The sequence below is a fragment of the Methylobacterium nodulans ORS 2060 genome, from assembly GCF_000022085.1.
Lineage (GTDB): Bacteria > Pseudomonadota > Alphaproteobacteria > Rhizobiales > Beijerinckiaceae > Methylobacterium > Methylobacterium nodulans.
The window spans coordinates 3,149,623-3,171,433 of sequence record NC_011894.1 but is presented as its reverse complement, the minus strand read 5'-3'; the positions used below and the strand labels follow the sequence as shown (position 1 = coordinate 3,171,433).

Sequence of the window (21,811 nt, the reverse complement as noted above, 5' to 3'; positions counted from 1 at the left end):
CTGCCAGATCATTCCACGACAGCCTTGGCTCCGGCTCGCTCCCGATTCGGTAAAGCAATACGTTATGTTGCACTCTCTACAATCTGGACACCCAGCCGCGGGAGCAGAGCCGAGCACGGCGGCCGATCAAGCATCAAAGCTGCCGGCTGACACCGGCAGTTTCCTTGACACGCTTCGTGCGATCGTTGGACGCCGCCATGTTCTGACTCATCCTGATCAAACGCGGCGCTTTCGTACAGGGTATCGTTTCGGAGGCGGCAACGTGCTCGCCGTGGTGAGGCCGGGCAGTCTCGTCGAGCAATGGCGCGTGCTGCAGGCCTGTGTTCAGGCCGGCAAGATCATCATTATGCAAGCCGCCAACACCGGCCTCACGGGCGGCTCAACACCTGACGGCGACACTTACGACCGCGAGGTGGTTCTTCTCAACACCATGCGAATGAGGACCGTGCGTCTGATCGAGGGTGGCCAGCAGGTCGTGTGCCTGCCGGGGGCCACTCTTGATCAACTTGAGAAGACCCTCAAACCGCTCGGCCGGGAACCTCACTCGGTGATCGGCTCGTCCTGCATCGGCGCGTCAGTACTGGGCGGTATCTGCAATAATTCTGGTGGAGCACTCATTCAGCGGGGACCTGCCTACACTGAGCTTGCGTTGTTTGCTCGGGTCGATGAGAAGGGGCGGCTTGAGCTTATCAATCATCTCGGAATACAGCTGGGGGAAAGCCCTGAGGATATTCTGGAGCGGCTGGACCGTTGGGACGTCAACGAGAGTGACATCGACCGCAGCGCGAGCCGATGGGCGTCGGACCGGGACTATGCGGATTACGTCCGCGACGTCGATGCTGATACACCCGCACGTTTCAACGCTGACGCACGCAGGCTGCACGAGGCGTCAGGCTGCGCGGGGAAGCTCGCGGTTTTCGCCGTGCGCCTCGATACGTTTCCGGCTGATGAGCAAACGACTGTCTTCTACATCGGAACAAACGATGTCGATAACCTTACAAAAATCCGGCGACATATCCTAGGTAGCTTCATTCATCTTCCTGTTGCAGGCGAATACATCCATCGCGACGCTTTCGACATTGCTGAGCAGTATGGCAAAGACACGTTTCTACTCATTCGTGCGCTCGGCACGTCGCGCTTGCCAACGTTCTTCAAACTCAAATCCAGCTTCGACGCGCTCGCGAAACGTGTGGCGTTTCTGCCTGCGGATTTCAGCGATCGCGTTCTTCAGGCGGTAAGTCGGTGGCTGCCAAGTCACTTGCCGGCTCGCATACGGCGCTTTCGCGATGCCTACGAGCATCACCTCCTCCTCAAAATGTCAGGCGAGGGCGCTGGCGAAGCAGGCCAATTCCTTCGGCAGTTTTTCGAGACAGCTGAGGGCGGGTTTTTCGAATGCACGACCGAGGAAGGAAACAAGGCGTTCCTGCATCGGTTCGCGGTCGCGGGGGCGGCGGTTCGGTACCGCGCCGTACACGCGCGTGAGGTCGAGGATATCGTCGCGCTCGATATCGCTTTGAGGCGCAATGAAACGAACTGGTTTGAAACACTGCCATTCAACATTGATGAAGCAATAATTCATAAAATCTATTATGGGCATTTCTTCTGTCATGTGTTTCACCAGGACTATGTCGTAAAACGCGGCGTAGATTGTTTGGAGCTGGAGCATAAAATTTGGCGCCTTCTAGATGACCGCAAGGCTGAGTACCCAGCTGAGCATAATGTTGGGCATATCTATCGGGCCAAGCCGCAGATGAGGGAATTCTTCTGCAATCTTGATCCATGCAATGTGTTTAATCCCGGGATAGGGCAAACGTCGAAGCGCAGAAACTGGGAGTGCAGTTCGGTTGCTGATTAATCGGCATCTGATCATGAACGAATGTATTCCGCAAAGGAGGAAACTATGGCGGCGGAATTGACGGGCCGGGTAGCGGTTGTAACCGGTTCTGCACGAGGAATAGGTTTATCAATCGTTCGCCTGTTGGCAGAACGCGGGGCATCGGTTGTTGTGACCGATATCAATGTAGAAGCGGGTGAGTCATCTGCGGCGGAATTGCGCAAAGAAGGTCACAATGCAATTTTCATCGCTGCTGACATTTCGAAGGAGACTGATGTTATTCAACTCATTGCAACGGCGATCGATAAGCTAGGGTCTATTGGCATTCTTGTGAACAATGCTGGCATAGTTTCAACCGGACCTGTGACCGACATTGATCTTCAGCACTGGCAGCGTCTCATCGACATTGATTTGACGAGTGTGTTTCTCCTCGTCAAAGCCGTGTTGCCTCATATGATGGAGCGCCGCTCCGGGCGCATTATAAACATAGCGTCAGTTGCGGGCCTGAATGGCGGCGGTCTGCTGGGAAACAGCTGCTATGCAGCTGCAAAGGGCGGTGTTATCGCGTTCAGTAAAGGGATTGCGCGGGAGGCGGGCCAGCACGGTGTGACATCGAACGTGATCTGCCCGGCGCTGACGGAAACCGACATGACGGCGTCCATGCCCGAGGCGCAGCGACGGCGCATCATAGATGCAATCCCTCTTGGACGCGCTGGAAAGCCGAACGAGGTCGCAGCTGCGGTTGCCTTCCTGGCGTCAGATGACGCGAGCTTCATCACAGGAGCGACACTGGAAGTAGATGGCGGATTTATGCGTCGTTGAAGGCTCTGCAGCCTGCCCCTGACGTGGCGGTCTCCTCGGACCATGGCACCGCACCAGAGACGCCACCCGCGGGTCGAATTGCCTCCCTCCGGTTGCCAGTTGCGCGGCCCGCGGTTCCCCTCTCGCACAAGGAACATCGGCTTGCCGCCTGTCATCTTCGGACCCATGTGGAAGCTCGGCGTCGATATGGCGATGCTCGGCGTTGAGGCCCAGACGGTGATCGGTCTGCGCCTCGCCAAGATCGCGCTGGGTGGCCCAGCCGCGGCGGTGGAGGCGCACCTCATGGTCGGCGAGAAGGTGGCTGCGGCTGGCGAGGCAGCGATGCAAGTTGCGACAGGCAAGTCGCCCTGCCACGTGGTGCGCGGCTATCGCCGGAAGGTCCGTGCGAATGCGCGGCGGCTGCGCAAAGGATGACAGCACCGGATCGGCCCAGGGGTCACGCGTAGTCTCGGGTTGAGCGGTGATTGAGGCCCGTGCTGACCGTTTCCCGCTCCGCGCAACGGGGGACGAGCAGCATAATCGAAGGTTTCGCGGCCAGCTTCACAGGGCTTGAGGATCCACAAGAGGCCACCTGGTGCGATCATGCGTGAACCCTGAACACCATGCCCAGCAGGTTCTGAAAGGGCGCTGTCAGGAAAGCGACGGGATACTGTTGGCGAATTCGGGTCGCTCCTCGGCCGGGCGTCTGGCGCGGCCGCTGCACGGGCGTGAGGCCGGTCCCATGATCGAGAGCGACCACTCCCGGGTGAAGAGACCGATGTCGCGGGCGGGCGGCTTGCACTCGTTCACCACGGCCCGGCGCACGATCCAGGGCTTCGAAGCCATGCTGTGGCTGCGCAAGGGCTTCGGGTTCTCGGGCGCGTGGACGATGTGCGAGCAGAATCAGCTGCTCGCCGATTGCTTTCGGCTTCCGGTCGCGAAAAGTGTGAACTCCCGATCAGCGCGCGGCGTCGAGGGCCTGCGCGAGGTCGTCCAGCAGGTCCTCCTCGGCCTCAAGCCCGACCGACAGCCGCAAGAGGCCATCGCCCACGCCGGCCCTCCGGCGCGCCTCGGGATCCATGGCCGCGTGAGTCATGCTCACCGGGTGAGCGATCAGGCTCTCGATCCCGCCAAGCGATTCCGCCAGGGTGAAGACCCGCAGCCGCTCGACAACGGCGCGGATGGCCTCGCGCCCGCCCGCGAGTTCGAAGCTCAGCATCGCGCCGAAGCCGCTCTGCTGCGCCTTCGCGATCGCGTGTCCCGGGTGCTCGGGCAAACCAGGGTAGTGGACGCGCGCCACCGCCGGGTGCGCCGCCAGGAATGCCGCGATGGCCGCTGCGCTCTGCTGCTGGCGCTCCACGCGCGCGAACAGCGTGCGAATGCCACGCAGAGTCAGGTAGGCGTCGAAGGGCGAGCCGGTGACGCCGATGGTGTTCGCCCAGGCGGCAAGATCCTCGCCAAGCTTAGCATCCGCGGCCACTACCGCCCCGCCGATCACGTCCGAATGGCCGTTGAGGAATTTCGTGGTGGAGTGGACGACGAGGTCCGCCCCGAGCGAGATCGGCTGTTGCAGGGCGGGAGACAGGAACGTGTTGTCGACGACGAGCAGGGCGCCGACGGCCTTGGCCCGCGCGGCCACGCGGCGGATGTCCACAATCCGCATCAGCGGGTTGCTCGGCGTCTCGATCAGGACGAGGCGGGGCCGCTCCACCAGGGCGGCCGCGAGAGCGTTCTCGTCGGTCTGGTCCACGAAGGCGACGCGGTAGTGCCCCTTCGCGCTGCGCTGGCTCAGGAGGCGGTGGGTGCCCCCGTAGCAGTCGTGCGGGGCGACCAGCAGGTCGCCGGGCGCAACGGGCGAGAGCGCGAGGTCCAGGGCCGCCATGCCGCTCGCCACCACCACGGCGTGCGCGCCGCCCTCCAGCTTGGCGATGGTGTCGGCGAGCTGGTCGCGGGTCGGGTTGCCGAGCCGCGAATAGTCGTGCGCCCGCGGGCGCTCGAAGCCCTCGAACGCGTAGGTCGTCGAGAGGTAGAGCGGCGGGCTGACGGCCCCATAGGCAGTATCCGAGCCAATGCCGTTCGCGGCGGCGATCGTCTGTGCGGCCTTCCGATGTGCCACGACTGAACCCTTCCTGTCTTGAGCCGCCGCGATCAGGCGCGGTCCGCTCCCCGAGCGCTGGGCCGGGTACGTCGTTCCATAAACAGAACGAAGCGAGCTTACAACAGAACGGCGCCCAATGGCATGGTGCATCCGGACGCGCGTTCTTCGCCAGACCGGGATCAGGAGGACCACTGCTCAAAGATGCAGCCTCGATCAGGAGCCGCGCGTCTCTCCCTCAGCTTTCAGCCTCGCGCGCGTGTCCGCACCTCCGGCGCGGCGTGCCGGTGCGCGGCGGAATGGGTCCCCACCCACACTGATGATCACCAAGGGAGGCGTGTAGATCGGGCATTCATCTCCCGCCCAGGATCATGTTTGTAAATATAACGACGGGAAACCTTCCACGCAGATTGCGTCCTGCCAGGCGCTCCAGCCCCTCGGCGGCCTGTGTCCAGAAACCCTGTCAGGAAATCAAATGACCGGAAAACGGTCGCGACCGGACGTTCGCCTCGCGCGCCGCGAGGGGCCGCTTTGGGTCATCGTCTGGCTGCCCTGATCAACCCTGCTGAGTGACAGGGGATAACCGGCGTCGCCTGATCGTCACGGCGTCCGCGCCGCAGCGGGGCGCCGTCAGAGGGAGATATGCATGACCTCAAGGACGATCGGCCCGGTCCTCGCCGCTGCGCTTCTGCTTGCTGGCACAGGGAGTCTCGCGATGGCGCAGGGTGCGGGCGGAAGCGCCGGGACGGGCGGCAGCGCGGGCATCGCGACCGGCGGAGCCGCCAGCACGGGCAACACGGGTAATGCCGGGCAGGTGGGCAGCGCGCCGCGCTCCAGCCCGGGCGCCGGCCACAGCAGCCTGTCGACGGGGACCACGGGCGCGGCGGCCGTGCCGCCCGGCGGGACTGCGGCGGGCGGTGCAACCGGTACCGGCTCGCCCGGGTCAGCCGGCTCGGGCAGCGGCGGCGGGCGCTGATCACCCACGAGAGCCGTGGCCGTTTCCGTTGAAACGGCCACGGCTCTAGCGACCCTGCAGAACAGGGCATGATCGGGTGTCGCAGCCAACCCCAAGTGCCACCGCCGGACTTGCCAAATGGCGCAGATATATCCATCTTTCGCCATATGACGAGGGATCGCCATGGCTACGCTTGCTCGGGTCGCCGTTGAGCCTAAACCGTTCTCGCCAGAGCCGATTACGGACGACGAGGCGGCAGCGATGTTTCGTGCTGCCCTCAACCTGTTCCGCCTGTGGGATGTCACCGATGATCAGGCGGCCACCATTCTCGACGTGCCACGCCGGACGTTCGCGCGCTGGAAAGCTGGCGAAATCGGCCGGCTTGGCCGAGACGGTAAGGCGCGGCTCTCGAATTTGATGGGAATTCACAAGGCACTGAAGATCATCTTTCGCGAACCAACGCGTGGCTACGCCTGGGTCAAGACTCCAAATGACGCGTTCGGTGGTCGCTCGGCACTGGACGTTATGCTCGGTGGTGAACTGACCGACTTAATGCGCGTTCGCCGCTACCTGGATGCTGAGCGTGGTTGCTGGTGACGGATCCTGCACGCGTTCCTGTGACGGCTATTCGGTGGGTGGGCGCGCGACGGATCATCCGGAGCCTATACCCGCCGATCGACCTTTTTGAGGACATCGCCGATCCGGAGGACTGGCCGCTGCTCATTGCAGCGGAGCAGAAGACCAACCCACGGCTCATGGAGACGATCGGTACGCTCGACCTGGTGCCACCGCCGAGGCGTGTCGCTGGGCCCGGCGCTACTTTCCTGATGGCCCCGTTCACGCATGTCAGCCCGGATCGGCCGAGTCGGTTCAGTGACGGTACTTACGGTGTGCTCTACATAGCCGAACATTTCGAGACGGCACTTCTCGAAACTATCCACCATCACGCGCGATTTATGGCTTGCACGAATGAGGCGCCCGGCTGGACGTCGCAATTCCGCGAACTTGTGCTGGACATTGACGCTGCACTTCACGACCTTCGTGGCGGTGATCCGGTATTCGCTCCCGCTCTCGACCCGGACAGCTATACCGACTCACAGAAGCTTGCCGCTGCGTTACGGGTGAGTGCATCGGAGGGTATCGTCTACCCGAGCCAACGAGACCTTGGTGGCATATGCGTAGGCCTATTCTATCCCGACCGCGCGACAAACCTCGTCCAGGGGCGCCACCTCGATTACCACTGGAATGGCTCACGAGTGGATTTCTACCGCGATATTGGAAGTGGTGAGGTCTTCCGGGTTAGCTGACCAAACCTCAGCACGAAGCACTCGCGGCCGCGCGGGTGCGGCAGGAGAGCGAGATGGGCCGGCAGTCATATGCCCAATGCCAATGTGTCCGGGCCTTCGGCTTGCGCCGGGCGCGCTATCGCAGGCTGGCGAAGACCGGCCTGCAGAGCGTGGCGACGGCTGTAGCTGCCGACTACGCTGATGGCCAGCCGCATCTCCAAGGCGATGTTCAGCCGAGAAACGCCTCGAGAGAGGTGAGGAGTTCTTCAGGCCGCTCCTCCTGCAGGGTATGGCCGCAATCGAGGGCGTGGCCGGACACATCGAGGGCCTTCTCGCGCCACGTCTCCAGCACGTCGTAGGTCTGCCCGACCACGCCCTTCGCGCCCCACAAGGCCAAGAGCGGCGCCTGCATACGCCTGTCGGCATCCGCCGCATCGTGCTCCAGGTCGATTCCGGCCGCTGCGCGGTAGTCCTCGCAGATCGCGTGACGTGTGGCCGGATCGGAGTAGCAGCGCAGATATTCCGCAAAGAGCGCCGGTGGCGTTGAGCCGGGCGTCTTCGATTGCCCCGCGATGTGCGTGCGTAGGAAGAACTCCGGATCGGCAGCAATCAGGCGTTCGGGCAGCGGCTCGGGTTGAATGAGGAAGAACCACCAGAAGTAGCGCGTGGCGAAGTCCTTGTCCGTTCGCGCGTACATCGTCGCGGTCGGTGCGATGTCGAGCACCGCGAGGCGTGAGACGCGCTCGGGAAAGTCGAGGGCCATGCGATGGGCAACGCGCCCGCCGCGGTCGTGCCCGACCACGGCGAAGCGATCATGCCCAAGGGTCTGCATCACGGCGACGGCGTCGGCCGCCATGACGCGCTTGGAGTAGTTGATGTGGCCTGCGCCGCCCGGCGGCTTCTCGGAGTCACCGTAGCCGCGCAGGTCCATTGCCACGACGCGGAAGCGCTCAGCCAAGCGCGGGGCTACGGCGTGCCACGTGGCGTGGGTCTGCGGATGCCCGTGCAGCAGCAGCAGCGGCTGCCCTGTGCCGCCGACGGCAGCGCGGATGCGCACGCCGTTCACCGCGATGTCGTGCAGCGCGAAGCCTTCGAGAAACGGATCCGACACCGGCATGCTCTACCTCCTCACCGGACAAGCCAGGGATGGGCAGCGTGGTACCGCGCCTCGAAGGCTCGGATCGCCGCGGCCTGATCGAGCGTCATTCCGATCGCATCGAGCCCCCGAACTAGAGCGTCCTTTCGAGTGGGTGGTATCTCAAAGCCCAGGCGCACCGCGTCACCGGCAGCGATAGTCTGTTCCGGCAGATCGACGGCGAAGCGGTTGCCGTCCGGCTTTGCAGCCAGCGCGGACAGGACGCTCGCCTGCTCGGGATCGAGCGTGACCAGGAGAAGCCCATTGTTGGCAGCGTTGTCAGCGAAGATGCCCGCGAAGGTCGTGCCGATAATGGCACGGATGCCGAGTTGCAGCAGGCCCCACACCGCGTGCTCGCGCGAGGAGCCGCAGCCGAAGTTCGGGCCGACCACGAGGAAGCGCGCGTTCTGCCACTCCGGACGGTTGAGCACGAAGTCGGGACGGGGGACGCCGTCCTTGTCGAAGCGCAGGTCGTGGAGTACCCCCTGTGCGAGACCGCTGCGGTCGATGCCCTTCAGGAACTGCTTGGGCATGATGACGTCGGTATCGACGTTGGCGGCCGGCAGGGGCGCGGCCGGGCCGGCGACAACAGTGAAAGGCTGCATGGCTCAGTTCTCCCGGGTGAGGCGGCGTACGTCAGTCAGGTGGCCGGTGACCGCGGCCGCCGCGACCATGGCGGGGCTCATCAGGTGGGTGCGCCCGCCGGCGCCTTGGCGACCCTCGAAGTTGCGGTTGGTGCTTGATGCACAGCGCTCGCCGGGTGCCAGCACATCGTCGTTCATGGCAAGGCAGAGCGAGCAGCCCGACTGACGCCACTCGAACCCGGCCTCGATGAAGACGCGGTCGAGACCCTCGGCCTCGGCGGCGCGACGCACGCTGGAGGAGCCGGGCACCACCATGCCGCGCACGCCCTCGGCGATGCGCCGGCCCCGCAGCACGCCCGCGGCCTCGCGCAGGTCGGAGAGGCGGGCGTTGGTGCAGGACCCGATGAAGGCGCGCTGGATCGGCACGGCTTCCAGGGCCGTGCCGGGGGCGAGGTCCATATAGGCGAGTGCGTGCGCCATGTCCCGGCGACGGTTCGCGTCCGGCTCCGAGGCGGGATCGGGGACGCGGCCGCCGATCGGCATCGCCTGGTCCGGGCTGATGCCCCAGGTGACCAGCGGCTCGATCTCCGACGCCTTGAGGCGCATCTCGCGATCGAACACCGCGTCCGGGTCGCTGCGGAGCGTCGACCAGTGTCGCACGGCGGCCTCCCATGCGGCACCCTTTGGCGCGCGAGGCTTGTCGGCGAGATAGTCGAACACCGCGGCGTCGGGCGCCATGATCACGCCGCGCGCGCCGCCCTCGACGGCCATGTTGCAGATCGTCATCCGGCCCTCGACCGGGAGCGCCGTGAGGCCGTCGCCGGCGAATTCCACCGCGTAGCCCGTCGCCCCCGAGGCGCCGATCCTGCGAATCAGGGCCATCACCACGTCCTTGGGCGTCACGCTTGGCGGCAGGGCACCCTCGAGCGTCACCCGCATCGTGCGCGTCCGGCGGTAGCGGAGCGTCTGTGTGGCGAGGTAGTGCTCGATGTCCGAGGTGCCGATGCCGAAGCCGAGCGCGCCCAGCGCGCCGTAGGTAGTGGTGTGGCTGTCGCCTGCTCCCACGACCATGCCGGGCAAGATAAAGCCGAGCTCCGGTGCGACCACGTGCTCGATGCCCTGGAGCGGGTGCAGCACGTCGAAGAGTTCGATGCCGAAGTCGCGGCAGTTCTCGCCGAAGTAGCGCACCTGCCGGGCGCCGCCCTCGTCCGGCATCGCGGCGCCGCGGTGAGGCGCGGTCGGATTGACGTGGTCGACGACGGCGAGCGCAGCGCCCGGCCGCCAGACCTGGCGGCCCGCCTCGCGCAGGCCGCTGAAGGCTTGCGGACTCGTGTACTCGTTGAGGACAGTGCGGTCGATGTACAGCAGAACTTCAGCGCCCGGGCCGTCGCGGTCATCGAGGCGGGTAATCGTATGGGAGTCGATCAGCTTATCGTAGAGGGTACGGGGTGACATCGTCTGGATCCTTGGGGGAATGAGGCGCGATGTTGCCAGTCACGCCTGGAAGGCCGGGCGCGCTCAGGCCGTCACATGGGCCGGGACGGCGGCGCGGGAGGGGGTGTCTGCGTCGTCGCCAATCGGGTAGTCCTCGAGGAGTCGGCCTTCGAGCACGTCGCGCATCCGCCTGATGTCGAGTTCGCCTTCGAGCTTGGCCATGACGACCGCAGCCACCGCGTTGCCGATGATGTTCACGATGGCACGGCCTTCGCTCATGAAGCGATCGATGCCGAGGATCAGCGCCATGCCGGCGAGCGGGATCGCAGGGACGACCGAGAGCGTGCCGACGAGGGCGATGAAACCGGCCCCGGTGATGCCGCTCGCCCCCTTGGAGGTCAGCAGGGACACGCCGAAGATCGCGAGCTGCTGGGTCAGGGTGAGGTCGATGTTGGTCGCCTGCGCGACGAAGAGGGCAGCCAGCGTCATGTAGATGCAGGTGCCGTCCGCGTTGAAGATGTAGCCGGTCGGCACGACGAGACCGACGACGGACTTCGAGCAGCCGAGGTGCTCCAGCTTCTCCATCAGCGAGGGCAGCGCCGCGTCCGAGGAGCTGGCCCCGAGCGTGATCAGCAGCTCCTCCTTGAGGTAGCGCAGCAGCTTGAACAGGCTGAACCCGGCCCACATCGACACGACACCGAGAACGCCGAAGACGAAGATCGCGCCGGTGAGATAGAACGTGCCGATCAGCCCGACGAGCTGGCCGAGCGAGCCGAGGCCGAACTTGCCGATGGTGTAGGCCATCGCGCCGAACGCCCCGAACGGCGCGAACCGCATCAGCACGTTGATGACGCCAAAGATCCAGTGGGAGGCCGCGTTGACGAGATCGCGCAGCGGCTTGCCGGATTCGCCCAGCTTGGACAGGACGTAGCCGAACAGCACGGCGACGAAGACGACGGGCAGGATCTCGCCCTTGGTCAGGGCGTCGAAGACCGTGTTCGGGATGATATTCAGGAGGAAGTCGACCGTGCCATGCTCCTTGGCCGCGCCGGCGTACTTGGCCACCGCGTCCGCATCGAGCTTGCTCGGGTCCGCGTTCATGCCGACGCCCGGTCGCACGAAGTTGCCGACCACCACGCCGATGACGAGGGCAATGGTGGAGAGCACCTCGAAGTAGAGCAAGGCCTTGCCGCCAAGGCGGTCCATCTTCTTCATGTCGCTCATGCCGCTGATACCGGCGACGACGGTGCAGAAGATCACCAACCCGATGACCATCTTGATCATCTTGATGAAGGCATCCCCCAAGGGCTTCATGTCTACGCCAACGGTCGGAGCGACGTATCCGACCGCTACGCCGAGCACGATCCCAGCAACTACCTGGACATAAAGGCTCTTATAGAGCGGTTTTCTTCGGGCCTGGGCCGCCTTCTGCATGGCGCTTCTCCCTGATTGCTTTTCGGTGCGACTGCTGTGCCGATCTGCGGCCGCACCGATCCTCGGTCACAGGACCCGAACCCGATCGAAATCGCCAATGCCGTTGTTGCATCAGTTGATGCCGGGCCGACCGCTGCGTCGTTGACCGCTGCGCGGCTGCCCGTCATGGTTCTGCAGCCGGGTGCGAAGGGTCGACCGCTCTGAGTGGTGGTTTCCCGGCGGGAGGGCTCGACGGATGGACGTCGCTTGGCTCGAAGACTTCCTGGCCCTAGTCGACCTCGGCCACTTCTCGCGTGCGGCGGAGCAGCGCTGCATCACGCAGCCCGCCTTCAGCCGTCGGGTCCGTGCTCTTGAGGAGTGGGTCGGCACCTCGCTATTCACGCGCGACGTGCTGCCAGTGACGCTCACACCGGCCGGGGAACGGTTCCGGCCAGTGGCGGAGGAGACGCTCCGGCGCCTGTACCAGGGACGCGAGGCGGCGCGCGAGGCCGGCCGCATGGCCGCAGCGACCGTGCGGTTCGCTTCGACCCAGACACTCTCGGTGAGCTTCTTCCCGAACTGGTTGAAGGCGGTCGAGAGCTTCGAGCGCGTCCAGGCGACGGTCAACCTGACCGCCGCGCACATGGCCGCCTGCGAGCAGATGATGCTGCGGGGCGAGGCGCAGTTTCTGCTGTGCCACGATCATCCGTCGACCACGCACATGCTGGCCTCGGACCAGTTCCGTTCGCTTCGTCTCGGAACCGACCTCCTGTTGCCGGTGAGCGCGCCGCGGCCGGACGGGACAGGGCCGCTCTTCGCGCTGCCCGGCACTCCCAAGGCGCCGCTTCCTCTTCTGACCTACACGGGCGAATCCGGGCTCGGCCGCATCCTTGCTGGCGCGCGGGCCGTGGAACGGAGCGAGGCGTCACTGAAGCCGGTCTTTGCCTCGCATCTTACCTCAGTTCTCATCGCCATGGCGCGCGACGCCCGCGGGGTTACCTGGGCACCGATGAGCGTGGTCGCGGACGACCTGGAGCGCGGAAGGCTGATGCGGGCGGGCGGGGCGGACGGCGACATCCCCATCGAGATCCGGCTCTACCGTCCGCGCGCGCGGCAGAGTCCGGCGGCGGAGCGCCTCTGGTCGCTCGTCGCAGGCCGCGACTGGGACGCGCAAGCCGGCTGCGTCGGCTCTCTCTCCTGCCGCGTCGACTCAAAGACCGAGCGTCCCCCGGAAGGCAAGCTGAGCTGAAAGCGCAGATGGTCTACACAGAATGCTGAGCCAGAGGTCTAATCGGCACGATGCACACACTCCTGCACTTTCTGGTTTCAGCAATTGCTCTGCTCGTCGGCCAAGTAGCCGCACGGGCAGCAGACAGCCGAACCGCACTGGTCATTGGCGTCAGTACCTACCAGTATACACCGCGACTGCCCAACACGCTCAACGATGCCCGAGCTATCAGCCAGGCGCTGCAGCGTCTCGGATTTTCGGTCCAGACGGTGCTGGATCCGGATCGGCTCGCTATGGAGGTGGCAGTTCGACGGTTCGGCGAGGAGGCCCGAAAGGCGGATGCAGCAGTCTTCTTCTATGCAGGCCATGCCCTTGAGGTCGGTGGCCGCAGTTGGCTTCTGCCGGTGACAACAAGGGTCGAGGCACCGCGTGATCTGCGATTTGAGGCGCTCGACCTTGAGGCGGTGCTGGAACAGACAGAGGGCGGAGCCCGAGTAAGCATTCTGTTTCTCGATGCCTGCCGCGATAACCCGCTGCAACGAAGGCTGAGCACGGGCAGCCGGGATCTGCCGCGAGCCGGGCTTGGGCAAGTATCCGCTGGAATTGGAACACTGATTGCGTTTGCGACGGCGCCCGGCATGGTCGCGGCCGATGGCAAGGGCCCCAACAGCCCATTCACGGCAGCGCTTCTCCATCACCTGGAGACGCCGGGACTCGAAGTGCGCCAGATGCTGTCTGCTGTCCGGCGGGAGGTTCGAGAAGCAACACGCGGTGCGCAGATACCATGGGAGAACTCGGCTCTTGAGGGCGAATTCTATTTCTATCCTGCGGATACAAAATCGCCGACCAACGATCTTGCAAAGATGGCAAGAACAGAGCTCCAAGACAGCCATACTGATTCCTCTTCACCGCTTGCGTTATCCATCCGCGACAGACTGCATAATCTTCTCCCCAATTATCGACCTGACCGCCTCGAATTAAATATTAAAGAATACATTAAAGCAAAAGGACATAAAGCAATTGCCATAACCTATGAGAAAAATGGCACTTGGCGCGTACATAACCGAAGCAGCCGCGCAGCAGCAGCCGAGGCCGCGCTCGAAGGTTGCCAGGTATACTACGGGAGACCCTGTGCGCTTGCTGTTACCGACGGCGACGTTGAAAAAATTCCTCCGGGGAAACAAGACATACCCACACAAAATATGAGCAGGGTGAATTATGACGGGCTTTTTGATCCAGAGCGTATCCCAAATGCAAACCTTTTCTCGACTAGATCGCCTGAAGTTCTTGCATACCGCAGTGCCCCCGCTCTGAAGGCGGCCGCCTATCATCCTTGGGGGCGCATTTTCGTTGTTTCTGGCAGATCAGCGCAGCAGGCTGCTGAGGAAGAGGCTTTGGCTCAGTGCAATGCTGATCCTGACCGGAACGGCCGCGATGGATCATGTTATTTGTATGCGGTGGGTGACCGTGTCGTCTTGAAGGAAAGGCTGACGAAGCCTGCCTCTGCATCACCGGTACCGTGAGAAGTGTGCTGGCCGAGGAGGGTCGTAAACATGTCAGCTTCTCCTGTCTGAGTCTTTGGCGTGTCCGAAGTGTCGGTCACCAATCTCAACGAAACACCGATGTCCGCACGAGTGGACTGATTTGAGCCGGCGGCGTGAGGCGCCGCTCAGTACGTCTCGTACCGCCGCACGTTCGAGCTGATGCGTTCTCCGCGCCACCCACATCCCGGCCAACATGGTTCGTGTGAACGGATCAGGGCGAGCGTGCGCCGGTATCATGCGGTCCGATCTTGAACCTCTGCGGTCCTGAGCCAACGAACGCATTGCGCCACTTGCAGACCTTCAGTCAGTGCCCTGGGAATAGCCGCTCGCCACCCGACAGCGGACCTCTCGTAAGCTCTCGGATCACACCTGCCGGCCCTCATCCCATTCGCATGAGGGCGGCGCATAGAACTGCCGCCTCAGACTGCCCCGCGGTCTCCTTCGTGGAGGCTTTCGAACGCTGGTCCTCCTCCGCGGCAGATCCGTCGCGCTCAAGCCGGCATCCGAAACCTTTCACACGAGCCGACATTCCGCCCGACCGCGGTGATGGTCCGCTGTCGGCGAGATTCTGTTGAAAAACTCCGCTGTTGCGGCGGTAGTCGCGGGGTGATTCACTCCTGTCGAAAGACGGAGATCGAAGCAGATGATGGGACCTCGGCAAGTCGAGCAGGGCGCCCTGTTTTACGAGTTCTCGCTCGATACCCACGTACCCGCCGACCATCTCCTGCGCGCCATCGACCGCTTCGTCGACCTGTCGGGCCTACGCGCGCACCTGCGTCCCTTCTACAGCACCACGGGTCGGCCTTCGGTCGATCCCGAGCTGATGGTTCGCATGCTGCTCGTCGGCTACTGCTTCGGCATCCGCTCCGAGCGCCGTCTGTGCGAGGAGGTGCATCTCAACCTCGCCTACCGCTGGTTCTGCCGGCTCGGGTTGGATGGCGCGGTGCCCGACCACTCGACCTTCTCCAAGAACCGACACGGTCGTTTCCGTGACAGCGACCTGCTGCGCGAGGTGTTCGAGACCACCGTGCAGCGCTGCATCGAGGAGGGGCTGGTCGGTGGCGAGGGCTTCGCGGTCGATGCCAGCCTGATCCGGGCCGATGCCAACAAGCAGCGCTCCGCAGACGCCTCCGAGGCCGTCGACTGGAACGATCTCGCCCGGATCCGCCGGTCGGTGCGCGAGTACCTCGACACCCTCGACGAAGCCGCCTGGGGAGCAGCGAGCGAGGTCCAGCCGAAGTTCGTCTCCCGCTCCGACCCGGCGGCGCAGTGGACGGGCGCGCTGAAGGGCCATGCCTTCTTCGCCTACGCCACCAACTACCTGATCGACCTCGACCACGCCGTGATCGTCGATGTCGAGGCCAGCCGCGCCATCCGGCAGGCGGAGGTCGGGGCAGCCCGCACCATGATCGCGCGCGCGCAGGACCGCTTCGGGCTGTGGCCGGCCCGGCTTGCGGCCGACAGTGCCTACGGGTCGGCCGAGCAGCTCGCTTGGCTCGTGCACGAGCGCGGGATCGAGCCGCACATCCCCGTCTTCGACAAGTCCGAGCGCCGCGATGGCACCTTCAGCCGGTCAGCCTTCACCTACGACCCTGCAGCCGATGCCTACACCTGCCCGGCCGGCCACCCATTGCGGCCACGCCAGAAGGTCTATCGGACGCCGTTCCCGCTCGTCGACGACGATGGCATGATGCGCTACCGGGCCAGCAAGCGCGACTGCGACGCCTGCGCGCTGAAGCCACGATGCTGCCCCACCACACCCGCCCGCAAGATCCCGCGCTCGATCCACGAAGGCGCCCGGCAGATGGCGCGCGACATCTGCGCCTCGGAGGAGGGCCGCACCTCGCGGCGCGAGCGCAAGAAGGTCGAGATGTTGTTCGCCCACCTCAAGCGAATCCTGAAGCTGGATCGGCTGCGGCTGCGGGGTCCGAACGGGGCCCGGGACGAGTTCCACCTCGCCGCAGCGGCCCAGAACCTCAGGAAGCTCGCCCAGCTGATCCCGCTACAGCAGCTGAGCCCGGCCTGATCGGCCGGGATCCCCCTCATGTTGGATCGGCTCGCTCAGCCGATCGGTGCTCGATCCAGATCGCCCGCGAGTTTTTCAACGAAATCGGCGACGAAGCAGACGTTCGCTGGCCGGGGGAGCACGCGGTCCGGGCTGGTGGCCATCTCCTGCGCCAACAGGCCGAGCGCCCGGTCCTCCGCATCTTAGTCGAGCGTGCGAGAGGGGCGGCTGGCCAGCTCCGCCGTGATCAGGACGTCATCAACCCCGACGGGGAGATCGCCACGGTTGGCACTGGTCATGGATGACCCGCAATCGACCACGGTTGACCTCGTCGCATGCGCCGATACCGCGATCCGCGTGGCACGGGGTCTGAAGGAGGTGCGGGCGGACCGCCTGATGCTCCCGGGCAGCAGGAGGTGTTCCGGCGCTGGAGGACGGGCGACTAAGCAGCCCTTTGACGCTCGAAGAGGACACCGTGGCCAAGGCCGCGTGGATCGGGCATTCCCGCCCGCTGTTAATGCTGTCCAGGGCTGTCAGGCCAGGGAAGAGGACGGTCAGCGCCACCGCCCGAATTTCACGCATGCCGCGCCACCCGTCTCTCACGCAGGTTGAACTTGGCCGAAGGTGGCCAGCTTCATCTTGTCGTCGGTGATGACGGCACGGACGGGCGCACGGCCCTCTGGGCCTATCATGACCGCGTCATGGCGAGCCTGCCGCCCTGCGTGTTCACACTGACGGACGAGGGCCGAATCGTCCGGGCTCGGCAGCAGTCATGAGCCAGAACAGGGCTACCCTTGCCCACAACCCAGGATGGCTGAGACCTCGGTCCGCAAGCACCTGGCACTTGGGCGAGATAGTGGTCTCGATCCAGGGCCGGCGCATGGACCTGCGGCGAACTCTGGATGTGGAAGGCGTGGTGCTGGACCTCCTCGTGCAGCCCAGGCGTGACAATGCCGCAGCCCTAATCGATGAAGTGTGACTTTCGCCACAGATGTTCAGCTAGATGCGTTGCATGATCCATATGCGCTTGAACAAAATATATAAAAATAATGCTAACCGTAGAAATCCAGAGAGAATAAAGTCATGATTAGTCTTGACGGATACCACATGGGTCTCAACGATTCACGTACAACCAATAAAGTTCAGATGTGGAATACGTGGCCCGTCAAAACCACGGAGACCGTGGAGCATATGATAGGGTGGGTCGCCGAAGTCGCTCGACGTGCGCCAGGCGGGAAGCTCAATCATGTCGTGTTCCGCTGCCACGGGCGCCCCGCCTACCTGCAATGCGGCGCGGGCATCTCACGCGCCGACACGGCAAAGTTCTCGGCTTGGGCGGGCCTTGTTGACAAGATCTGGTTTTCAGCCTGCTTGGTGGCCTACATCACGCCGGGCACCACGGCCACCGCGGGTGCAGCTTGCGGACCAGGACCGGCGAGCGGCGACGGCAACCTGTTCTGCTCCGAGATCGCCAAAGCGGCACAATGCTACGTCGTTGCGGCGACCGAACTGCAGGTCATCGGCAGGAACCGCGTCCTGCCCTATGGCAAGCTTGATACCTTTGAGGGGCTTGTCCTCTCATATGGACCGAGCGGGAACGTCACCTGGAGCCATCGCTATCCCTCGACCTACAACATGGCGGCGCCCGGCGGTCCCGACAATTACTACAGTAATCCTGACTGAGTGAAATCAACTATACAATCACACTCTTTTCTATCTTGTACTATTAAACAAAAAGCTAAATAGTGCAGACGATCCGAGATGCTGACCCACCTGCCCGGAGGGTGAGCGCCCAGGTTCTTGCGTGATCTCGCCCTGCAGCAATGGGTCAGGACTTCCACTCGGCGGTATGAATCCCACGCAGCTCTGCGCCCAGGTCTCTCGGGTTCTGGGCTGGCACGCGTTTGACGCCGGACTCGACGGGATCAGCTTTCTCTCGCCGCGCTGCGGTGAAGCGGGCCAGTCCGCGATCGCCGATCTCGCGCGCATGGAGCCGGGTTTGCGCGACCGCGTAGGAGTAGAGCTCCCGGCGGCGATCGAGCGGGCCTATGCGCCCCGCCTCTCCTCATCGCCCGTCACGCTGCTCCTCGTTCCAGCGGCGGGAGCGCGCCGGGAAGCACTAACGGGTAGTGCCAGACTACATCCGCAAATTATTCCGTTTTCAGGAGATAAGCTTCTCGGGTTATATTGCCGAGCGGCGGCTTGAGCAGATCTATGCTCGGCTAGCAGGTGTAAACAGGCCGCCCAGGTGCTGCACCGGTGCCATCGCCGCGGAGCTCGGGTTCGACAACCAGTCGCACTTCAACCGTTTGTTCCGGCGCTGATTCGACGCTACGCCCGGAGAGGTCCGGCGGCAGAGTACGGCCCCTACAGAGGTTGAGACCTGGCGACGGACTAGAGCCGCGCCCGTTTCGGTTGAAACGACCACGGCTCTTCAGTCTCTGATTTTTCGCGCTCCCTCACGCCGAACCGGTTTCCACTTCGGCGGGGAGCGCTCTAGCGACGGGCCCACCCGTCGCGATGGTGCCAACCTCAGCCCAGGTCCGTGGTCATCAGGTCGGTGAGGAGGACGAAGGCCTCCGCCCAGGCCGCGCGGGCGGCTTCGGTGAAATCGGGCATGCGTTGCTCAAGCGTGTCGAGCAGGGCGTGACCCACGACCACGTAATCCTCGCTGCGCACGCCGTAAGCGGCATGGCGCCGCCCGAGGGCACTCACGGGCTCGGTGAGGAGATCGGCCCGGTCGAGGCTCCGACCGACGAAGTCCAGCATCGCGGCAAGTTTGGTGCTCTGAGCGTCGAGGTCGGCCCCGAAGAGCGGCCGCAGCGACGGCGCGAGCTCGAACAAGCGGGCGAAATAGTCGGCTGCGAAGCCCTCGGGATTGGCCGCGATGGCCGCGAGGTGGGACCGGATCAGGGAGACGGCGCGCGGATCCATGGCGGCGGACCGGGGTCGTCGGGAGCCGGCTCAGCCGCGCCGGACGCGGCGGTGCCGCGCGGGCGGGAGTACCGTCACCTCGATGACGCGCGAAGCGACGAGCGGCGCGAAGGGCTTGTGCCGCGCGTCGCCGAGCACGAGCTGGAGCCTGTGGCGCCCCGGGGGGAGGTCGAGGTTGGTCTCGGTCTGGCCGGCCCCGAAATGCAGGTGCTGCTTGTCGGCCGGGATCGGCTCGCCGGGCGCGACCGGCTCCCGGCTGTCGACGAGGAGGTGGTGGTGGCCCGCCTGCGCGGCCGTGCTGCCGGCCTGGGTCACGCCCATGCCGCGCAGCCCGAACTGGACGAGGACGGGGCCGCGCAGGCGCGCGCCGTTCGCGGGCGCGATGAAGTAGAGGTGCGCGTTCGGCGGGGCAGGGCTCGCCTGGCCCGGCGCGCCGGCCGCGGCGTGGGCGGCGGGGTGGTCCGGCTCGGCCAGGGCCGGGGCCGCGAGGAGGGGCAGAAGGGCTGCGGCGAAGCGGAGCATGGACATCGGGGTCTCCCTGCGGCGCCGGTCTCCGGCGCCGCTCCGATCGGGTCTGTGGGGGTGAGACTGCGGGGCGATTGTTTCGGTCACATGCTGCGCGCGACGCGCAGGCCGTGTCCCGGATAGCGGACTGTTGCGTCGTAGAATTCGCGGCTGCCGAGGCGCTGCGCCTCAGCCTCCGTGAGCCACGACCCGCCGCGCAGCACGCGCTCGCGGCAGGTACGGGTCGTGCGGGCGGAGCCGTCCGCCGGGGCGCCGCGGTAGCTCGGCACCCAGCAATCGGCCAGCCACTGCGAGACCGAGCCGGTGATCTCGCCGAGACCCGCGGGATTGGCCGGGAAGCGCCCGACCGAGGGCGGGTTCGGCGCGGCCGGCCCACACTTGCGGCAGTCGGACCGGTCGGCCCGGAACCTGTCGCCCCACCAGTAGCGCGTGGTGGTGCCGGCCCGGGCGGCGTACTCCCACTCCGCCTCGCTCGGCAGCCGGTAGGGCTCGCCCGTGACGGATGCGAGCCATCCCACGTAGGCCTGCGCGTCATCCCAGCTGAGATTGTGGGCGGGGGCGTCGTCCTCGCCCTCGGGGCTGGGCGCGCAGCGGCCGTCGCGCACGCAGGCCTTCCACTCCCGCACCGTGACCGGGTGGCGGCCCAGCGCGAAGCGCTTGAGCGTGACCCTGTGCACCGGCCGTTCGGTCGGGTCGGCGGTGCTGCCCATGGCGAAGCTGCCGGCCTTGACCGGGACCATCTCCGGGCATTGCGCGCAGTCGCGGAAGGCGCCGTCGTGGGGGGCGGGGGCGCTCTCCTGCGCCGCTTCGGCGGGCGGCGGCTCGGCGGGCGGCGTCTCCGGCCGATCAGCCTCCGCGTTCGGCGCCCGCGGCGCGTCGGGAACGGACTTCAACTCCTCGAGCGCGGCGTCCTGCGGGTGCGCCGGCCCGGTCGAGGTCGGGAGGATGGCGGGCGCAGGCGGCGGTAGGGAAAAATTCACGCCCGCGACCGCCGCCCCCGCCGCGAGGAGCGCCGCGAAGGCCAGCCCGCGCCAGCGCGGTCGCGCCTGCGGCGCGCGCGCGCCGGGTTCCGCGTCCGCCCAGGCGGCGATCTCGGCCATGCTGGCGGGCCGGTCCTCCGGGCGCGGCTGCAGCATCGCGAGCAGGATCGGCCGCAGCCCCGCATCGACCATGTCGAGGTCCGGGACAGCCTGCCGCTTGCGGATCACCTCGGCGTGGCTGCCACCCATATCGAGCGGGCGGCCCAGCAGCGCCGCGACGAGCGTCAGCCCGAGCCCGTACATGTCCGACTTCGCCGTGACGATGCCGCCGTAGAGCCCGAGCTGCTCGGGCGAGACGTAGTTCGCCTTGCCGGCGAAGTCGCTGCCGATGACCGTGCTGCCGTCGAGCCGGCTGCGGGCGATGCCGAAATCGATGATCTTGGCCTGCGCCGCGTCGCCGTCGGGCAGGATAATGTTGTCCGGCGAGACGTCGCGGTGGACGACCCCGACCTCGTGCGCGGCGTGCAGCCCCGCGGCGAGCCGGCGCAGGAGCACCCGCACGGCCGGCCCGTCGAAGGGCCGGCGCCGCGCGATGGCAAGGAGCGACTCACCCTCGACGAACTCCATCGCGAGGTAAGGGCAGCGCAGGTCCGGGTCGGTCGTGAAGACGTAGTAGCGCACGATCGCCGGGTGCTGCAGGAGGTGCAGGGCCGCCGCCTCCTTGCGGAAGAGGGCGAGCAGGCGCTCGTCCTCCGCCATGTCGCGGCGGATCATCTTGATCGCGACCCGGCTGCCCGTCTCGAGAGCGCGACCGCCATAGACCTCGCCCATGCCGCCGGTGGCGACGAGTTCGTCGATCTCGTAGATGCCGTTGAGCCGGGTGCCCGGGCCGGGCCGCCGCTCGATCCGGCCCGAGAGGTCGGTTCCGGGCATTCTCACGGGATTGTGCTCCTCGCACGGGGGACGGCCGGGATCTCCCACGCCGCCGTTTCGGGTTCGTACCGCGCGGGTGGCCGTGCGGCCGGCAGCGCGAAACAATGGGGGCTGCGCAGCATGGC

General features: G+C 65.5%; 19 protein-coding genes and 1 pseudogene. 12 read left to right on the top strand and 8 right to left on the bottom strand.

The window, feature by feature from the left end; genetic code table 11:
• Window positions 1-64: 64 nt before the first annotated feature.
• The 4 genes and pseudogenes from dld to MNOD_RS46550 form a co-directional block, all read left to right on the top strand.
• On the top strand, window positions 65-1,855 hold the full coding sequence (gene dld, locus MNOD_RS14560; RefSeq protein ID WP_015929683.1) for a D-lactate dehydrogenase: 1,791 nt from the start codon (window positions 65-67) through the stop codon (window positions 1,853-1,855).
• A gap of 45 nt (window positions 1,856-1,900) precedes the next feature.
• The gene (locus MNOD_RS42370; protein ID WP_015929682.1) at window positions 1,901-2,656 is read left to right on the top strand and encodes an SDR family NAD(P)-dependent oxidoreductase; all 756 of its coding nucleotides are present in this window, start codon (window positions 1,901-1,903) and stop codon (window positions 2,654-2,656) included.
• A 165-nt stretch (window positions 2,657-2,821) separates the two neighbouring features.
• Entirely contained in the window at window positions 2,822-3,070 is a 249-nt protein-coding gene (locus tag MNOD_RS14550; RefSeq protein WP_015929681.1) for a hypothetical protein, read from the top strand.
• 310 nt (window positions 3,071-3,380) lie between these two features.
• Window positions 3,381-3,575 (top strand): annotated as a pseudogene (locus MNOD_RS46550) (DDE-type integrase/transposase/recombinase); the annotation flags it as partial.
• 18 nt (window positions 3,576-3,593) lie between these two features.
• Here MNOD_RS46550 and metB read toward each other — a convergent pair.
• On the bottom strand, window positions 3,594-4,751 hold the full coding sequence (gene metB, locus MNOD_RS14540; RefSeq protein WP_015929679.1) for a cystathionine gamma-synthase: 1,158 nt from the start codon (window positions 4,749-4,751) through the stop codon (window positions 3,594-3,596).
• Between the two features lie 625 nt (window positions 4,752-5,376).
• Here metB and MNOD_RS14535 point away from each other — a divergent pair.
• The 3 genes from MNOD_RS14535 to MNOD_RS14525 all read left to right on the top strand — a co-directional run bounded on the left by MNOD_RS14535 (window position 5,377) and on the right by MNOD_RS14525 (window position 6,992).
• On the top strand, window positions 5,377-5,706 hold the full coding sequence (locus MNOD_RS14535) for a hypothetical protein (RefSeq protein WP_015929678.1): 330 nt from the start codon (window positions 5,377-5,379) through the stop codon (window positions 5,704-5,706).
• A 162-nt stretch (window positions 5,707-5,868) separates the two neighbouring features.
• A complete protein-coding gene (locus MNOD_RS14530) occupies window positions 5,869-6,282 on the top strand; it encodes an MbcA/ParS/Xre antitoxin family protein (RefSeq protein WP_015929677.1) in 414 nt (137 codons plus the stop codon).
• The gene (locus tag MNOD_RS14525; RefSeq protein ID WP_015929676.1) at window positions 6,279-6,992 is read left to right on the top strand and encodes an RES family NAD+ phosphorylase; all 714 of its coding nucleotides are present in this window, start codon (window positions 6,279-6,281) and stop codon (window positions 6,990-6,992) included. The genes MNOD_RS14530 and MNOD_RS14525 overlap by 4 nt, the downstream gene beginning before the upstream one ends.
• 208 nt (window positions 6,993-7,200) lie before the next feature.
• On the opposite strand, the gene MNOD_RS14520 is transcribed toward MNOD_RS14525, so the two are convergent.
• From MNOD_RS14520 to MNOD_RS14505, 4 genes are all read right to left on the bottom strand, one after another.
• Complete coding sequence (locus MNOD_RS14520) at window positions 7,201-8,088, bottom strand: alpha/beta fold hydrolase (RefSeq protein ID WP_015929675.1); 888 nt, start codon at window positions 8,086-8,088, stop codon at window positions 7,201-7,203.
• An 11-nt stretch (window positions 8,089-8,099) separates the two neighbouring features.
• Complete coding sequence (gene leuD / locus MNOD_RS14515) at window positions 8,100-8,711, bottom strand: 3-isopropylmalate dehydratase small subunit (protein ID WP_015929674.1); 612 nt, start codon at window positions 8,709-8,711, stop codon at window positions 8,100-8,102.
• 3 nt (window positions 8,712-8,714) lie between these two features.
• Window positions 8,715-10,145, bottom strand: coding sequence for a 3-isopropylmalate dehydratase large subunit (gene leuC / locus MNOD_RS14510; RefSeq protein ID WP_015929673.1), 1,431 nt, complete (start codon window positions 10,143-10,145; stop codon window positions 8,715-8,717).
• A 63-nt stretch (window positions 10,146-10,208) separates the two neighbouring features.
• On the bottom strand, window positions 10,209-11,558 hold the full coding sequence (locus tag MNOD_RS14505; protein ID WP_015929672.1) for a dicarboxylate/amino acid:cation symporter: 1,350 nt from the start codon (window positions 11,556-11,558) through the stop codon (window positions 10,209-10,211).
• A gap of 235 nt (window positions 11,559-11,793) precedes the next feature.
• Here MNOD_RS14505 and MNOD_RS14500 point away from each other — a divergent pair, with 235 nt between their 5' ends.
• From MNOD_RS14500 to MNOD_RS50625, 5 genes are all read left to right on the top strand, one after another.
• A complete protein-coding gene (locus tag MNOD_RS14500; protein WP_015929671.1) occupies window positions 11,794-12,786 on the top strand; it encodes a LysR family transcriptional regulator in 993 nt (330 codons plus the stop codon).
• Window positions 12,787-12,836: 50 nt separating this feature from the next.
• Window positions 12,837-14,288 (top strand): caspase family protein, encoded by a 1,452-nt coding sequence (locus tag MNOD_RS43245; RefSeq protein WP_083786417.1) that lies wholly within the window; start codon window positions 12,837-12,839, stop codon window positions 14,286-14,288.
• A gap of 664 nt (window positions 14,289-14,952) precedes the next feature.
• A complete protein-coding gene (locus MNOD_RS14490) occupies window positions 14,953-16,335 on the top strand; it encodes an IS1182-like element ISMno9 family transposase (RefSeq protein ID WP_012631264.1) in 1,383 nt (460 codons plus the stop codon).
• A gap of 1,086 nt (window positions 16,336-17,421) precedes the next feature.
• Window positions 17,422-17,997 carry a hypothetical protein gene (locus MNOD_RS14485; protein ID WP_157091468.1) on the top strand — a complete coding sequence of 192 codons (576 nt, stop codon included), beginning with the start codon at window positions 17,422-17,424 and terminating at the stop codon, window positions 17,995-17,997.
• A gap of 446 nt (window positions 17,998-18,443) precedes the next feature.
• Complete coding sequence (locus tag MNOD_RS50625; protein WP_083786416.1) at window positions 18,444-18,638, top strand: helix-turn-helix domain-containing protein; 195 nt, start codon at window positions 18,444-18,446, stop codon at window positions 18,636-18,638.
• Between the two features lie 208 nt (window positions 18,639-18,846).
• Here the strand turns inward: MNOD_RS50625 and MNOD_RS14480 are convergent, their stop codons facing one another.
• From MNOD_RS14480 to MNOD_RS14470, 3 genes are all read right to left on the bottom strand, one after another.
• Window positions 18,847-19,248 carry a globin domain-containing protein gene (locus MNOD_RS14480; RefSeq protein WP_015929668.1) on the bottom strand — a complete coding sequence of 134 codons (402 nt, stop codon included), beginning with the start codon at window positions 19,246-19,248 and terminating at the stop codon, window positions 18,847-18,849.
• 30 nt (window positions 19,249-19,278) lie between these two features.
• A complete protein-coding gene (locus MNOD_RS14475; RefSeq protein WP_015929667.1) occupies window positions 19,279-19,776 on the bottom strand; it encodes a DUF4399 domain-containing protein in 498 nt (165 codons plus the stop codon).
• Between the two features lie 80 nt (window positions 19,777-19,856).
• Window positions 19,857-21,686, bottom strand: coding sequence for a bifunctional serine/threonine-protein kinase/formylglycine-generating enzyme family protein (locus MNOD_RS14470; RefSeq protein WP_157091704.1), 1,830 nt, complete (start codon window positions 21,684-21,686; stop codon window positions 19,857-19,859).
• Window positions 21,687-21,811: the final 125 nt, after the last annotated feature.